Here is a 15,359-nt window from a genome sequence, read left to right as displayed (position 1 = left end):
AATAAATAGATTCAAAATCTTCCATGGTCCATTGATGTGACATAACAATTGAGCTTTTTTACTTTGATTACAAAAGTAATATCACATTTTTAGAATGAAAGGGGGAGTTTATCGAATGCTTACCGTACAGTAATCCTTTGTCGGTCCAGTTTGGCGATCCATACGTATTGTTGGCCTCGGACGGACGTTATTATATGTATGGTACCGGTGCCGGGGCTGTAGACGGTTTTTGCGCCTATTCTTCCGATGATTTGATCCATTGGAAGTCGGAAGGGCAGGTTTATCGGGGCAATACGCCCGATTCTTGGGCAATCGCTAATTTCTGGGCGCCGGAAGTGTACGAGCGTGACGGGAAGTTCTATATGTTCTTCAGTGCGGATTGGCGGAAGAATCCGACCAACGAGGAGGAAAATTTCCGTATCGGCGTAGCTGTGTCGGATAAGCCGACCGGACCATTTAAGGAATTGGCCGATGCTCCTTTGTTTGATCCGGGATATCCTGTAATCGACGGAAACTTGATCGAGGATGAGGATGGCCGTACCTATCTCTATTATTCCCGTTGTTGCTATAAGCATCCGGTAGAAAGCGAGATCGCCGATGAGGCAAAGAAGAAAGGCATGTTCGACTCCGTTGAGGAAAGCTGGATTTACGGGGTGGAGGTCGCTCCGGATCTTACGCACGTAATTGGGGAACCCGTACTTCTGCTGCGTCCACCCGTAAAATTGGATGATGCGCAAAGTGAGTGGGAAAGTCGCTCGGTTACCAAAGGGGAGGTCGGACGTCGTTGGACGGAAGGCTCTTTCATGCTACGTCACAACGGCTTGTATTATATGATGTATTCCGCTAATTATTTTGGCGGGGCAAATTATGCGGTGGGATATGCCGTGTCCGAACATCCGTTAGGACCGTTTGAGAAGGCATCTAATAATCCGGTGCTGGAGAAGAACGTGGAAAAAGGCGGTATCGTCACGGGTACCGGACATAATAGCGTTACTTGGTCGAAGGACGGAAAACAAATGTATTGCGTTTACCACGGGCGTACCCAGAAGACAGGGGATGAGCGGGTCGTATTCATCGATAAAATGCGAATCAATGAGAATGGCCTTCTAGTCGTGGAAGGCCCTACCACCGATCCGCAATCTATTCAATAGTTATTTATCTCTTCCAGCAACGCCACTCGTTCCAACGAGAACGTAGTGTCGTTGCGTTGGATATATTCCAATAGCTCTTTCGCTCTTGCCCGGAGTTTTTTACCTTGCGCCTCCGGCAAAAGGAAACTTTCTTCCAGCAAGGTCTTGCTCGCCAGCTCCATGCGTTGGAGGCCGCACGAATCATCACCGTCCAGATAAGTGCGGATACCGTCGATAGGCGTGTTCAGCAAGAAATCGTTATCCAGTTTTAAGAATGTGTAGACGGATTGGATTAACTCGGGGTTCTTGCGTGCCCCATCGTTGGAATTACGATTGAAGATGATCTGGGCGATCACTTTGCCCAGTTCCTCGATCTGTACCATGATGAAATCTCTCTTTAACATAGGAGTGGTGAATTATTCGATCGTTATACTTTGGATGCGGATGTCTTTCTTCGGACGGTCATTCTGGTCTTTCGGCTGGGTGGCGATCTGATCCAAAACGTCGAATCCCTCCGTCAGCTCCCCGAAGATCGTATAGGTGCCGTCCAGATGATGGCAACCGCCTACGGTGGTATAAGCCTTCCGTTGCTCGTCCGTAAATAGCAAATGCCCGGGAGTTGCTTGAATAACGGAGTCTATCTGGGCGTTGATCATTCTCAATCGCTTCTGGTATTCCCGTTTGTTACTCATCTTTATCATATTCAACTCGGCACGGACCGGTGCGTAAAACTCCTTCAGGGCCTTTTGCCGGGCCGGATAGTTGGCGGTACGCTCTAACGTATCCAGTTCGGTTTCCCTATAGACCTTCCCCTGCACGATAAAGAATTGCGACATATCCGATTTCTTTTGCGGGTTGACATCGTCCGGTTGGCGGGGAGCGGCCAAGGCTCCTTTCTTATGGAAATATTTCTCGTTGATCTCGGGCGGTATCTCGGCGGAAGGATCTCCAAAGCCGCATTTAGCACCGGCGGGAGCGTTCTTGGAATCCGGGGCTCCTCCTTGGATCATAAACTCCGGCAGGACACGGGTGAATAAGGTCCCGTTGAAATCCCCCCGTTTTGCCCGTTCGATGAAAGTACGGGTGTGATTAGGCACATCATCGTACAGGATGGCCTTCATAGTACCTACATTGGTTTTAATAACTACCGTTTTTCCAGCTTCTTGCGCCGAGGTGGCTACCACGCAAAGGAACAATGCTGATAAAATGTAATATATCTTTTTCATGAGATTTTAATTTAAAAGGTAAATATAGGTGTTATGTTGTAAAACACAAAGTAAATGCCTAACTTCGCGTCTTTATTAATAGGTAATAAGATTTTTAAAGATTTTAGCATGGATTGGATAAACGATTTATTATGGGGAGAAGGTATCGGGCATTCTATCCTTTTACTATCTTTCGTGATTGCCGCCGGCATTCAGTTGGGAAAGATAAAGGTGTTTGGGATTTCGCTTGGGATTACCTTGGTGTTGTTTGTAGGTATTATTTTAGGGCATTTTGGGTTTACGGTTAACCACAATGTGATTCATTTCTTTAAGGAATTTGGATTGATCTTATTTGTTTATTCGGTAGGTATGCAAGTCGGGCCGGGTTTCTTCTCGTCTTTTAGGCAGGGGGGAATCACGTTGAATATGCTAGCCTGTGGAATTGTCTTCCTTGGCGTGGCTACGGCTTTGGTATTGCATTTCGTGACAGGTATTCCGATGCCTACGATGGTGGGTATTTTATCGGGGGCGGTGACGAATACCCCCGGATTAGGTGCGGCTCAGCAGGCTTATTCCGATATGTACGGGGTTTCAGATAATACGATCGCCTTGGGTTACGCCGTGGCTTATCCGCTGGGCGTGATCGGTATTATTCTTTCGATCATTTTCGTACGTTACGTATTCCGTGTGAATTTCGATAAGGAGAATGACGATTTGAATAAGGAGGATGCCTCGCATACGAATGAGGCGAAACCGATCTCGCTGGTCGTAAAGAATCCGGCGGTTTTCGGTAAGACGGTAGGGGAGTTATCCGGTTTGATGGATCATCTGGATTTCGTGATTTCCCGTGTATGGCGTAATGATAACAAGCAGATCGAGATCGCTTCCGCCGGTACGATCTTGAATGAGGATGATAAGATTTTCGTGATCACGACCGATCAAGATGCCGAGTCCGTAAAGACATTCATTGGCGAGGAGATCGATATGGAGCGCAAGCAATGGATTCGTATGGAGAGCCAGTTTATCAACCGCCGTATCTTGATCACGAAACCGGAGTTGAACGGCAAGAAGCTGGGACAGTTGAAACTGCGTAAATTATATGGTATCAATATCACCCGTATCAACCGTGCGGGCGTGGACTTGGTAGCTACGCCGGGTCTGACGTTGCAGGTGGGCGACCGTGTGAATGTGGTGGGTACCGAGACGGCTGTCTCGAATGTAGAAAAGGTATTGGGTAACTCCTTGAAACGCTTGAACGAGCCGAACTTGATCACGATCTTTATCGGCATTGCCCTCGGTATTGTCTTGGGGAGTATTCCTATCACGTTCCCGGGCATTCCGCAACCGGTTAAGTTAGGTTTGGCGGGAGGTCCGTTGATCGTGGCGATCTTGATTAGCCGTTTTGGTTACCGTTATAAGCTGGTTACCTATACGACCCAGAGCGCTAACTTGATGTTGCGTGAGATCGGTATCACCCTCTTCCTCGCTTGTGTGGGTATCAGTGCCGGCGATGGTTTTGTGGATACGATCGTGAACAATGGTGGATTCGCTTGGATCGGTTACGGTTTCATTATCACAACGATTCCTTTGCTGATCATCGGTTGTGTAGGCCGTTATTTCTATAAGATCAATTATTTCACCTTAATGGGCTTGATCGCCGGTAGTACGACGGATCCGCCCGCTTTGGCTTACTCGAACGCTACGGCTGGAAACGACGCTCCTTCCGTAGGTTACGCTACGGTATACCCCTTGACCATGTTCTTGAGGGTACTTACGGCGCAATTATTGATCTTGTTCTTCGCTTGATGCGGTAGTTATAATGGTGCCGTCTTACACGTATATCGGCATTGCCTCACACGTATATCGACGTTGGCCTATGCGAGCGTAGGCGTGAGGCGATGTCGGTATACGTGCTGGATGGAGTTGACGCCGGGGAAAATAAAAAGCATAGATGTATTAAATTTATCAGTTTAAAAGGTGATGTTATTCGTAACATTGCCTTTTTTGTTAGCTTTGTGGGAGTATAATCTAATTTAATATCGTGGAAAGAATGAGTGTAGAGAAGAAAAACGCTTATATCGGAGTGGATTTAGGGGGGACGAATATGCGTGCCGGCCGTATCGTAGGGGATCGATTAGTGGCTCAGGGGAACGCCCCGACTCCCCAGGACGCCGCGGATTGCGGGGAGACATTGGAGGCTTTGATAGAGGTGATCCGTTCCGTGTGGGACGAGGGCGTGGTAGCTATCGGAATCGGTGTGCCGAGCGTGGTGGATCGTGAGAAGGGGATCGTATATAACGTGGTGAATATCCCGCATTGGGAGGAGGTACATTTGAAGGAGATCTTGGAGGCTTGCTTCTCCGTGCCGGTTTATGTGGATAACGACGCGAATTGCTTCGCTCTGGGTGAGCGTATCTTTGGCGAAGGAAAGACGGTTGATAACTTCGTGGGCCTCACCTTGGGTACGGGTTTGGGGGGTGGAATTATCCAGAATGGCAAGCTGTTGGCCGACGCTAATTGTGGCTCGGGAGAATTTGGCATGATTCCCTACCAAGGACAGATCTTGGAATATTTCTGTAGCGGTTCCTATTTCATGAACGTATGGGGCGTGGATGGGAAGGAGATGTACACCCGTGCGATGCGGAAGGACGAGCAGGCGCTGGAGGCTTACCGGCAGTTGGGCGTACATGTGGCCGCCGCTATCAAGATCGTGGTATTGACGGTAGATCCGGAGATGATCGTCTTCGGAGGCTCGGTGACCGCCGCCCATGAGTTGTTTGAGGAGAGCATGTATGAGGACTTGAAGGATTTCGCTTATCCGAACTCTATCAAGAACTTGAAGATACGTTTCTCTAAGCTGGAGAATCCGGGGCTATTCGGTGCCGCTTCCCTTTGTTATGATAAATAAAGACGGATAATTTATAGTTTACTTAAATCTTATTCATACCATGAGACATGTATTTTGTAGGAAGATCGTTTTCCTTTTGGCCGCTTTATTGGTTGTATGTGGCATGTCGGCCCGTAAGCCGATCAAGACGTTATTAATAACAGGGCAGAATAACCATAATTGGCAGGTGAGCCATGTGGTGCTTAAACAGATATTGGAGAACTCGGGACGCTTCTCCGTGGATTTCGCGGTCTCTCCGGAGGCGGGGAAGGATATGTCCGGCTTTGTCTTGGATTTCAGTCCTTACGAGCTGGTGGTGCTGGATTATAATGGGGATGCTTGGCCGGAGGAGACGAACCGCCGTTTCTTGGAGTATGTGCAAGGGGGTGGAGGTGTCGTGATCTATCATGCCGCTGATAACGCCTTCGTGAACTGGCCGGAATACAATAAGATTTGTGCCTTGGGCGGTTGGGAGAACCGGGATGAGAAAGCGGGACCCTATGTATATTGGAGCGATGGTAAGTTGATAAAGGATAGCTCGGCGGGCGTGGGTGGCTCTCATGGCAAGCAGCATGAGTATGTGCTGAATGCCCGGAACCATGAGCATCCGATCATGAAGGGGCTGCCGAATAAATGGAAACATGCGCAGGATGAGTTATATGATCGTATGCGTGGCCCGGGAAATATAAAGGATTGCTTGTATACGGCTTATTCGGACAAGGAGACCGGAGGCTCCGGCCGTGAGGAGCCGTTGATCTTTACGGTTGATTATGGGAATGCCCGTATATTTCATACGATGTTAGGGCACGCGGGGGAAACGGTAGAGAATTGTCCGGCTATGCAATGCGCCGGCTTCCAGATCACCTTGTTAAGAGGTGCGGAATGGGCCGCTACCGGCAAAGTAACCCAAAAGGTTCCCGCTGATTTCCCGACGGAAAAACAAGTATCTAATCGGAGTAATTATAAGCGGTGATACTTGGTTTATTAGAATGCCCATTGTAAGCTCCTTATGATGGGCATTCTAGCAAGCTAACAATGGGCATTCTAAGGAGCTTACGATGGGCATCGTGCTATTTTGCTGAATCCTCGTGCGATAGATAGCCGTCGCTTAATGTGAATCGGGGATCTTGATCCGCCAGAAAGCGGATGGCCGTGAGGCTTTTCTCTTGAGGGAAAGGTAATTTCTCAATAAGTTCTTTCACGGGGATAGGGGATTCCCCGGCCAATACCTTTACGAGACTTTCCCGGATAGCGCTGAATTCCCAATTCATAAGCTGTGATTCATGCTTCGATAGGCATACGTCGCAACAGCCACAAGGGGCGGAATCTTCCTCGCCGAAATAGGATAGGAGCATGCGGCTACGGCATACCCGCTCCTCGTTGATATATTCCAGCACCTTCTCGATCCGTTTCCCGAAACGCTCCTTGCGTTCCTCATACGCCGAGCGGGGTATGGAAAGATACCGCTGTTCCTCCCGGGTCTGGGTATAGATAATCAACGGGGTTTTCTTATGCGGGATGTAGTTTACGATCCGGTATCTGGATAAACCTACCAAGGTCTCATACACCTCGTGAGGCGTTACTCTCGCACGGGTAGCGATTACGCTCTCATCTATATAAACATAATCCGCGAATAACCCGGTGTAAGAACGCAAGATCGTCTGAATCACCTCATCCGTTCGCTTGTTCTCACTTAAATACCTGTAAAGCTCGTCACGGGTAGCCGTGAACATCAGGCGGGAAGCGTTGTCCACCTCCTCCGTATACTCGATATAGCCCGATAACCCAAGGATCTTCAAGGCATGATGCGCTTGCAATAAAGAGAACTTATAAGCGGAACAAAAATCCGTTAACGAGAAATCGTGTACCGTATCTAGCCCGTACCCTACGGCGATCTGGTAATAATTACCCAACGCCTCATAGACCCGGTAGATAAACTCCTTGTCCGGAAACTCATCCGCCAGCCGTTTCTTTAGCTTGGCGCTATCCGTGGAGGAACAAAGAGCCACGGCGAAGGCTTTCTTCTCATCACGCCCCCCGCGTCCGGCCTCTTGATAATATTCCTCCAACGATCCCGGCATATCCATATGCACGACCAATCGCACGTCCGGCTTATCGATACCCATACCAAAAGCGTTGGTCGATACGATTACCCGGCACTCGTTGCTTTTCCAACGGGCCTGACGCAGTTCTTTCTCGTCACGGTTTAATCCGGCATGGAAGAAATCGGCGGAGATACCCGCCTGTTGCAGCATGACGGCGATCTCCTTGGTGCGTTTCCGGTTGCGGACATATACGATGGCCGTACCCGGAACTTTTCCCAATATATAAACGAGTGTATTTAACTTATCTTCCGTCTTCCGGACAATATAAGCCAGATTTTTGCGGGCGAAGCTCTTTTGAAATACGTTCTTCTCCTTGAACCGCAGACGCTCTTGTATGTCATTCACCACTTCCGGGGTAGCCGTGGCGGTCAAGGCCAATACCGGAACACCCGGCAATAAGTCCCGGATCTCAGCGATATTGAGGTAAGAAGGACGGAAATCATATCCCCATTGCGAGATACAGTGACTCTCGTCGATCACTAGCAAACAAACTTGCATGGCCTCCATCTTGATCCGGAAAATATCCGTACTAAGCCGCTCCGGGGAGACATACAAAAACTTATACCCCCCGAAGATGCAATTCTCCAGTTGCGTGATAATCTCTTGCCGGCTCATGCCCGAATAAATAGCCGTAGCCTTGATGCCGACCCGGCGTAAGTTCTCCACTTGGTCTTTCATCAAGGCGATCAAGGGAGTGACGACGATGCAAATCCCTTCCATCGCCAAGGCCGGCACCTGAAAGGTGATGGATTTACCACCACCCGTAGGCATCAGCCCGAGCGTATCTTTTCCGGCACAGACGGAATGGATAATATCCTCCTGCAAGGGACGAAAAGCAGGGTATCCCCAATACTTCTCTAATATCTTATGGTAGACGTCCACCTGTCCTCCTCATATATCGTCGGGTTTGATGTCTTTGATCATCAGCTGGATAGAGGTGTTGCCGTTGTAGGTGTTCTCCTCCACCGTGTAGCAGATGTTGAAAGGCTTCATACCCTTGATATGGTCGTTGTGCCTGTGCATGCCGAAAGCGATGGCGTGCATGGGGGTGCTTGAGTTTCCGTCGATCAATTCCAGCTTGAGATGCTCCAGTTCCTTACCCACGAGCTTACTGGTGCCGTAGTCCTTTACGCCAAGCGAGCAGAATACAGGCTTCTGGTTGTCCGGTCCGAACGGGCTCATCTTCTTTAGGTCGTTCACGAACTTCTGGTTGATCTCTTTCAAATCCAAGATAGCGTCGATATCGATCTGTGGGATCATCTGTTCCGGTATGATCTCCTCGGATGCGATCTTCAAGAAACGCTCGGTGAATGCCTCTAGGTTCTCCTCCCGAAGGGAAAGCCCGGCGGCGTAGGTATGTCCCCCGAAATTCTCCAATAAATCCCGGCAGCTCTCTATCGCCTTGTAAATATCGAAACCCGTTACGGAACGTGCCGATCCGGTGATCAACTCGGACGATTTGGTAAGAACGACCGCCGGACGGTAATACTTCTCGGTCAAACGGGACGCTACGATACCAATCACGCCTTTGTGCCATCCCGGGTTATACACCACGATCGCCTTCCGGTCATCCATGTTCTCTACTTCGTCGATGACAGCGTTCGCCTCGTCGGTGATCTTCTTGTCCAATTCCCGGCGTTCCTCATTATATTGGTTGATGCTCTCGCTCTTCTCCCGGGCACTGGCGCTATCCTTGGACAGTAGCAGTTCCACCGCCTCCTTCCCGTTCATCATACGGCCGGAAGCGTTGATACGGGGACCGATCTTGAATACGATATCACTGATCGTGATCTCCTTTCCGGTCAATCCGCAGATATCGATGATCCCTTTCAGCCCGAGGCTGGGGTTGCTGTTCAATTGCTTCAGCCCGTAATAGGCGAGGATGCGGTTCTCTCCCGTAATCGGGACGATATCCGAGGCGATACTGACCGCCGTCAGTTCCAACAACTTCTCCAGATCCGAGAACGGGAAATTATTACTCTTGGCGAACGCCTGCATGAACTTGAATCCCACTCCGCAACCCGATAAATGCTCATACGGATAGATAGAATCCGAGCGCTTGGCATCCAATACGGCGACAGCGTCCGGCAAAGTGGCGTCTGGCATATGGTGGTCGCAAATAATAAAGTCGATACCTTTCTCCTTGGCGTACTCGATCTTCTCGATCGCTTTGATACCGCAATCCAGCGAGATAACCAGCGACACGCCGTTCTCGGCGGCATAATCGATACCCTTGTAAGAGATACCGTACCCCTCGTCGTATCGATCTGGGATATAGAAATCCAAGGTAGACGAGTAAGGTCTTAAATACTTGAAGACGAGCGATACCGCTGTCGTTCCATCCACGTCGTAATCGCCGTAGATCAAAATCTTTTCTTTATTCCCCAAGGCTTTGTTCAAGCGCCTCACCGCCTTATCCATATCCGGCATAAGGAACGGGTCGTGCAAATCGTTCAAGCTGGGTTTAAAGAATTTCTTCGCCTCTTCGATCGAAGTGATACCTCGTTGAACGAGCAAGAGACAGATCACCGGGCTGAATCCTAATTCAGCCACCAATTGGTCTCTCTTATGTAACTCTTCTTCTGATGGGGTTTGAAAGTTCCATTTGTTAATCATTATATATTGTTTTTTTCTTTTTTGCTTGCCTGATACTACGGATACCTTGTCATCCTTAATCTACCGTATGACAAAGGCGAGATTTCCGCAATATATTTCAACCCGTAAAGTTAGAAATTAAATATGGTATATCCGGTATGGCTTAAAGAAAATAGTTTTTTTGTTATTATTTTTTTGAAGTAGGAGAATGATTCGTACATTTGCCTAAATATTATAAAATACAATGACGGAAGATATTAAAAAAGCTTGCGAAGTAATGGCCGCAGGCGGCATAATACTTTATCCTACAGACACTATCTGGGGAATTGGTTGCGACGCTACCAATGAAAAAGCCGTACAAAGAGTGTACGAGCTAAAGCGAAGGGCAGACAATAAGGCTATGTTGGTCTTGATGGACAGCGAGGCTAAATTGGATAGGTACGTGTCGGATGTTCCCGATATCGCTTGGGATTTGATTAGCGTGTCTGATAAGCCGTTGACCATCATTTACTCAAGTGCCAAGAACTTGGCGACAAATCTATTGGGAGCCGATGGTAGCGTGGGTATCCGCATCACGAACGAGGAGTTCTCCAAGAAATTGTGCGAGCGTTTCCGTAAACCCTTGGTCTCTACTTCCGCCAACGTAAGCGGCGAGCCTTCTCCCGCTAATTTCAGCGAGGTATCGGAGGTGATCAAGGAGGGTGTGGATTATATCGTGAGTTATCGTCAGGACGATATGAGCAAGGCCGCTCCGTCCGGCATTATCAAGCTAGGAGCCGGTGGGCTTGTGCAGGTAATTAGATAAGGATGAAGAAAAGCGTACAAGCCGGAAAATATATTGTCTCGGATTTTATAGCGTCGTCGGTAGTCTGGTTATTATTTAACCTGATACGCTATGAGGAGGTGGCGGTGTATGAAGGGTTTGATACCGTCGGGGCCTTTTTGCTGCATATCCCCTCGTTGAAGGGGCAGCTATTGATCCCGTTTTTCTGGTTCGTATTATATTGGTTTTCCGGTTATTATAATAAACCGTTCGGTAAGTCGAGGCTTACTGAGTTGTTCTCTACCCTTGGGAGCGTGTCGATCGGTGTCGTGATCTTGTTTTTTGCCTTAGTGCTAAATGACTTGCCCCGTTCCTATCATGTGTATTATGATATGTTTTTCTCTTTATGGGGATTGCAGTTTGTCCTGACGTATATTCCCCGGTTATTGATTACGCAGGCCGGGTTACGGAAGATAAAGTGCAGGGAATGGGCGTTGAACGTATTGATGATTGGGGCGGGGAAGAAGGCGGCGTGTATTGCTGACGACCTGTATGGGTTGGGTTATAATATCGTCGGTTTTGTCTCCGATGGTACGGAGAAAAAGGGCGGGGTCGCCGGAGATCGTGTGATCGGTAGGCTGGAATCTTTGCCGGTGATCGTAGAGGAGAAAAAGGTGGATGAGCTGGTTGTCGCCTTGGAGACGGTGGATAATAGCCGTTTGATGGATATCCTGTATTCGTTATATTGCTATAAACGGCCGATCAAGATATTGGCGGATAAATCCAGTTCATTATCGCAAGTAAAGATCAAGGCGATAAAGGGCGTTCCGCTGGTGGACGTGACGGATAACAACTTCTTGCCCATCGAGCAGAATGTAAAGCTCTTTATGGATAAGATGTTATCTCTGATTTTCTTGGTGCTCTTATCTCCCTTGTTCCTGTATATCGCTTGGCGGGTGAAGCGGGATTCCCCCGGCCCGGTGTTTTTCAGTCAGGAACGGATCGGATACATGGGCGAGCCTTTCATGATCTATAAGTTTCGTACGATGTATACGAACGCCGAGGAAGAAGGTCCGTTGCTCTCTTCCGAGGACGATTCCCGTATCACTCCCTTCGGACGGGTGATGCGGAAATACCGCTTGGACGAGTTACCGCAGTTCTGGAACGTGCTGAAAGGGGATATGTCGCTAGTTGGCCCCCGTCCGGAACGTAAATATTTCATCGAGCAGATCGTGAGGAAAGCCCCCTTCTACTATCTGCTGCATAACGTACGTCCGGGAATCACCTCGTTGGGTATGGTGAAATATGGATATGCCGGCAGCGTGGATGAGATGATCGAGCGCTTGGAATATGATATATTATACTATGAGAATATGTCCTTGATTCTGGACATAACGATTCTCATTTATACAGTTAAAACAGTGTTTACAGGTAAAGGTATTTAAAATGGCAAACGAAGGTTTATTCTATAAATTCTTGTTGTGGAGGGAAAAGCGCATCAAGGAGAAGCATTTCATCCTTATTATCAGTTTTATCGTGGGACTTTGTACGGCAGCCGCCGCCATAATACTGAAACAGCTGATCCATTTCATACAGCATTTATTGACGGGCAATTTCAATGCTGATGGCGTAAATTACCTCTATTTGCTTTATCCGGTGATCGGTATCTTGTTGGCCGGATTATTCGTGAAATACATCGTGCGGGATGATATCAGCCACGGTGTGACGAAGATCTTGTATGCCATCTCGCAACGAAAGAGCCGTATCAAGCCGCATAATACATGGACCTCTATCGTAGCCAGTTCCGTGACGATCGGCTTTGGTGGATCGGTCGGGGCGGAGGCTCCTATCGTATTGACGGGGGCGGCTATCGGTTCTAATCTGGGGCGGGTGTTCAAGATGGAGCAGAAGACGTTGATGTTGCTCGTGGGATGTGGTGCCGCCGGAGCGATCGCCGGTATCTTCAAGGCGCCTATCGCCGGGTTGGTGTTCGTGATTGAGGTATTGATGCTGGACCTTACGATGACTTCCGTGCTTCCTTTGCTGATCTCGTCGGTGACGGCGGCTACGATGTCTTATATCTTTACCGGCACCGAGGCCATGTTTAAGTTCTCTCAGACCGAGGCATTCGAGATCGAGCGTATTCCTTACGTGCTCTTGCTGGGTGTTTTTTGCGGATTGGTATCCCTTTATTTTACCCGTGTGATGAACAAGGTGGAAGGGATGTACCGGAAGTTGGGTACGTATTGGAAGAAGTTCATGTTGGGCGGCGTGATGCTGAGTATCTTGATATTCCTGTTCCCCCCGCTATATGGTGAGGGCTATGATACGATCGGCTCGTTGCTGAACGGGCAGTTCTCGCATATCATGGACAAGAGTTTGTTTTACGATCTGAACGATACGTATTTCGGGGTCTTGATCTTCTTGACCTTGATCTTGCTTACGAAGGTATTCGCTTCCAGCGCCACGAATGCCGGAGGGGGTTGCGGTGGTATCTTCGCTCCTAGTTTGTATCTGGGCTGTATCGCCGGTTTTATCTTTGCGCATACGTCTAATTATTTCCCGTTCACGATGTATATCTCAGAGAAGAATTTCGCTTTGCTGGGTATGGCGGGCATTATGTCCGGGGTGATGCACGCTCCTTTGACCGGGGTTTTCTTGATTGCCGAGCTGACGGGTGGGTATGATTTGTTCCTCCCCTTGATGATCGTCTCGATCAGTTCCTATATCACGATCCTTATGTTCGAGCCTCATAGCATCTACTCCATGCGTTTGGCGCAGAAAGGCGAGTTGCTGACGCACCATAAGGATAGGGCGGTGCTTACCTTGCTACGGGCGGATAGCGTGATCGAGAAAGATTTCCAGATGGTGTCTCCGGAGATGACGTTGGGCGATATGGTAAAGGTCATTTCCCGAAGCGGACGTAACACCTTTCCTGTCGTGGACGAGCGGGGCGTGTTGCTGGGTATCGTCTTGCTGGATAATATCCGGAATATCATGTTCCGTCCGGAGTTGTATAATCGTTTCCATGTATCGAAGTTCATGGTTTCCGCCCCGGCCAAGATCGTAATCAACACGCCGATGGATCAGATCATGCAGACGTTTGATGATACGAAAGCGTGGAATCTTCCGGTGGTCGATGAGAATGGCCATTATATCGGCTTTATGTCGAAATCGAAGATATTTAATTCCTATCGGGAGGTATTGGTCGATAACTTTTCCGGGGACTAACTTGTTACAAACAGATCCAATTTATTATATATGAAGAAAGAGGATTTACGAATCGTATATATGGGCACTCCCGATTTCGCCGTGGAGAGCCTGCGTGCCTTGGTAGAAGGTGGATATAATGTGGTAGGTGTCATTACGATGCCGGATAAGCCGATGGGCCGTCATGGTAGCGTGCTTCAGCCGAGCGCTGTGAAGCAATATGCCGTATCGGTGGGTCTTCCGGTCTTGCAGCCAGAGAAATTGAAGGACGAGGCATTTTTAGAGGAACTGCGTGCCTTGCGGGCGGATTTGCAGATCGTGGTGGCGTTTCGTATGCTGCCGGAGGTGGTCTGGAATATGCCCCGTCTGGGAACTTTTAATCTGCATGCCTCCTTGCTTCCGCAATACCGGGGTGCCGCTCCGATCAACTGGGCGGTTATCAATGGTGATACGGAGACCGGCGTGACTACTTTCTTTCTTACGCATGAGATCGATACGGGTAAGATCATCCGTCAGAGACATCTGCCGATCGCTGATACCGACGATGTAGAAACCGTTCACGATGCCTTGATGGCGATGGGGGCGAGGTTGGTTACCGAGACCGTGGACTTACTGTTGGATGGAAAAACAGACGCTATCCCCCAAGAGGAATTCTATAAGGATGCCGCCGAGTTGCGTCCGGCCCCGAAGATATTCAAGGATACCTGTCATATCGACTGGAACCAGCCGGTGAAGAAGATCTATGATTTCGTCCGTGGGCTTTCTCCTTATCCTGCCGCTTGGACGGAATTGATCTCTGAGGATGGCAAACGTCTGGCTTTAAAGATTTACCAGGCAGAGAAACGTCCGGCTGAGCATAACTTCCCGGTCGGCTCTATCCATACGGATCATAAATCGTATATCGACGTGGCCGTGAAGGACGGTTTTCTTCGCTTGCGTTCCTTGCAACTTGCCGGAAAGAAACGGATGAATATAACGGACTTCTTGAACGGTTTCAAGCAAATCGCAGAATATACGGTTGGCTGATGAACGGGACGAGACGTATCATATACATTACGTTAGGAACGTTTTTTCTTATATTGGGAGCGATCGGCATCTTTGTCCCTTTGCTCCCGACCACTCCTTTTTGGTTACTGACTTGTTGGTTTTATGTCCGTAGCTCGGAGAGACTTTATAACCGGGTGATGAGCAATCGTTATTTCGGGCCGCATATTAAGGGCTTTGTGGAAGATAAGGCTATTCCTTTGCGTTCCAAGATTATCACGATCGCTATCATGTGGCTATCTACGATCATTACTTCCCTTTTGCTAGTCGGCTATTGGTGGGTGAAAGCTTTGTTAGGGCTTATCAGTATCGGAGTCTCATGGCATATCCTCTCTTATCCTACTAAAAAAGAATGAGATAACCTGTTCATCCATAGGATTACTGGGGTTATCCCTCTTTTATCGCTTTCTATCGTAGCCT

Annotated in this window: 13 protein-coding genes; 9 read left to right on the top strand and 4 right to left on the bottom strand. The window is 48.7% G+C overall.

The features are described from left to right. Positions 1–110: 110 nt before the first annotated feature. The gene (locus NBH07_RS04955) at positions 111–1,151 is read left to right on the top strand and encodes a glycoside hydrolase family 43 protein (RefSeq protein ID WP_250833469.1); all 1,041 of its coding nucleotides are present in this window, start codon (positions 111–113) and stop codon (positions 1,149–1,151) included. Here the strand turns inward: NBH07_RS04955 and NBH07_RS04950 are convergent. Both NBH07_RS04950 and NBH07_RS04945 read right to left on the bottom strand, forming a co-directional pair. Further along, positions 1,145–1,534, bottom strand: coding sequence for a hypothetical protein (locus tag NBH07_RS04950; protein WP_005858241.1), 390 nt, complete (start codon positions 1,532–1,534; stop codon positions 1,145–1,147). The genes NBH07_RS04955 and NBH07_RS04950 overlap by 7 nt on opposite strands. 12 nt (positions 1,535–1,546) lie before the next feature. Then, positions 1,547–2,356: a peptidylprolyl isomerase gene (locus tag NBH07_RS04945; protein WP_156682412.1), complete on the bottom strand. Its 810-nt coding sequence runs from the start codon at positions 2,354–2,356 to the stop codon at positions 1,547–1,549. Between the two features lie 108 nt (positions 2,357–2,464). Between NBH07_RS04945 and NBH07_RS04940 the strand changes: the two genes are divergently transcribed. From NBH07_RS04940 to NBH07_RS04930, 3 genes are all read left to right on the top strand, one after another. Further along, complete coding sequence (locus tag NBH07_RS04940; RefSeq protein ID WP_036629009.1) at positions 2,465–4,141, top strand: putative transporter; 1,677 nt, start codon at positions 2,465–2,467, stop codon at positions 4,139–4,141. A gap of 244 nt (positions 4,142–4,385) precedes the next feature. Beyond that, positions 4,386–5,243: an ROK family protein gene (locus NBH07_RS04935; protein ID WP_156682411.1), complete on the top strand. Its 858-nt coding sequence runs from the start codon at positions 4,386–4,388 to the stop codon at positions 5,241–5,243. A 40-nt stretch (positions 5,244–5,283) separates the two neighbouring features. Then, complete coding sequence (locus NBH07_RS04930; protein ID WP_044544851.1) at positions 5,284–6,195, top strand: ThuA domain-containing protein; 912 nt, start codon at positions 5,284–5,286, stop codon at positions 6,193–6,195. A 97-nt stretch (positions 6,196–6,292) separates the two neighbouring features. Here the strand turns inward: NBH07_RS04930 and NBH07_RS04925 are convergent, their stop codons facing one another. After that, the gene (locus NBH07_RS04925; RefSeq protein WP_057325956.1) at positions 6,293–8,209 is read right to left on the bottom strand and encodes a RecQ family ATP-dependent DNA helicase; all 1,917 of its coding nucleotides are present in this window, start codon (positions 8,207–8,209) and stop codon (positions 6,293–6,295) included. A 9-nt stretch (positions 8,210–8,218) separates the two neighbouring features. Continuing rightward, a complete protein-coding gene (gene recJ / locus NBH07_RS04920; protein WP_005866190.1) occupies positions 8,219–9,943 on the bottom strand; it encodes a single-stranded-DNA-specific exonuclease RecJ in 1,725 nt (574 codons plus the stop codon). 223 nt (positions 9,944–10,166) lie between these two features. On the opposite strand from recJ, the gene NBH07_RS04915 reads away from it, so the two are divergent. The 5 genes from NBH07_RS04915 to NBH07_RS04895 are packed head-to-tail and all read left to right on the top strand — an operon-like array spanning position 10,167 to position 15,295. Beyond that, positions 10,167–10,727, top strand: a complete 561-nt coding sequence (locus NBH07_RS04915; protein ID WP_008774182.1) for an L-threonylcarbamoyladenylate synthase — start codon at positions 10,167–10,169, stop codon at positions 10,725–10,727. A 2-nt stretch (positions 10,728–10,729) separates the two neighbouring features. Further along, positions 10,730–12,130, top strand: coding sequence for a sugar transferase (locus NBH07_RS04910; protein ID WP_156682410.1), 1,401 nt, complete (start codon positions 10,730–10,732; stop codon positions 12,128–12,130). A 1-nt stretch (position 12,131) separates the two neighbouring features. Beyond that, the gene (locus NBH07_RS04905; protein WP_008779521.1) at positions 12,132–13,916 is read left to right on the top strand and encodes a chloride channel protein; all 1,785 of its coding nucleotides are present in this window, start codon (positions 12,132–12,134) and stop codon (positions 13,914–13,916) included. Positions 13,917–13,946: 30 nt separating this feature from the next. Next, entirely contained in the window at positions 13,947–14,921 is a 975-nt protein-coding gene (fmt, locus tag NBH07_RS04900) for a methionyl-tRNA formyltransferase (protein WP_057316990.1), read from the top strand. Then, on the top strand, positions 14,921–15,295 hold the full coding sequence (locus tag NBH07_RS04895) for a YbaN family protein (protein WP_005866200.1): 375 nt from the start codon (positions 14,921–14,923) through the stop codon (positions 15,293–15,295). Before fmt ends, NBH07_RS04895 begins: the two co-directional genes overlap by 1 nt. Positions 15,296–15,359: the final 64 nt, after the last annotated feature.

The organism is Parabacteroides sp. B2-S-102 (genome assembly GCF_023656665.1).
Classification (GTDB): Bacteria; Bacteroidota; Bacteroidia; order Bacteroidales; family Tannerellaceae; genus Parabacteroides; species Parabacteroides distasonis.
The sequence above is the reverse complement of the archived record's forward strand: the minus strand, read 5'-3'. Positions and strand labels throughout refer to the sequence as shown.

What these genes read in the sequence shown, in the direction of transcription:
- NBH07_RS04930 (WP_044544851.1), top strand. Translation starts at nt 5,284, where the DNA reads ATGAGACATGTATTTTGTAGGAAGATCGTTTTCCTTTTGGCCGCTTTA.
- NBH07_RS04915 (WP_008774182.1), top strand. Translation starts at nt 10,167, where the DNA reads ATGACGGAAGATATTAAAAAAGCTTGCGAAGTAATGGCCGCAGGCGGC.
- NBH07_RS04935 (WP_156682411.1), top strand. Translation starts at nt 4,386, where the DNA reads ATGAGTGTAGAGAAGAAAAACGCTTATATCGGAGTGGATTTAGGGGGG.
- fmt (WP_057316990.1), top strand. Translation starts at nt 13,947, where the DNA reads ATGAAGAAAGAGGATTTACGAATCGTATATATGGGCACTCCCGATTTC.
- NBH07_RS04945 (WP_156682412.1), bottom strand. Translation starts at nt 2,356, where the DNA reads ATGAAAAAGATATATTACATTTTATCAGCATTGTTCCTTTGCGTGGTA.
- NBH07_RS04940 (WP_036629009.1), top strand. Translation starts at nt 2,465, where the DNA reads ATGGATTGGATAAACGATTTATTATGGGGAGAAGGTATCGGGCATTCT.
- NBH07_RS04910 (WP_156682410.1), top strand. Translation starts at nt 10,730, where the DNA reads ATGAAGAAAAGCGTACAAGCCGGAAAATATATTGTCTCGGATTTTATA.
- NBH07_RS04895 (WP_005866200.1), top strand. Translation starts at nt 14,921, where the DNA reads ATGAACGGGACGAGACGTATCATATACATTACGTTAGGAACGTTTTTT.
- NBH07_RS04950 (WP_005858241.1), bottom strand. Translation starts at nt 1,534, where the DNA reads ATGTTAAAGAGAGATTTCATCATGGTACAGATCGAGGAACTGGGCAAA.
- recJ (WP_005866190.1), bottom strand. Translation starts at nt 9,943, where the DNA reads ATGATTAACAAATGGAACTTTCAAACCCCATCAGAAGAAGAGTTACAT.
- NBH07_RS04905 (WP_008779521.1), top strand. Translation starts at nt 12,132, where the DNA reads ATGGCAAACGAAGGTTTATTCTATAAATTCTTGTTGTGGAGGGAAAAG.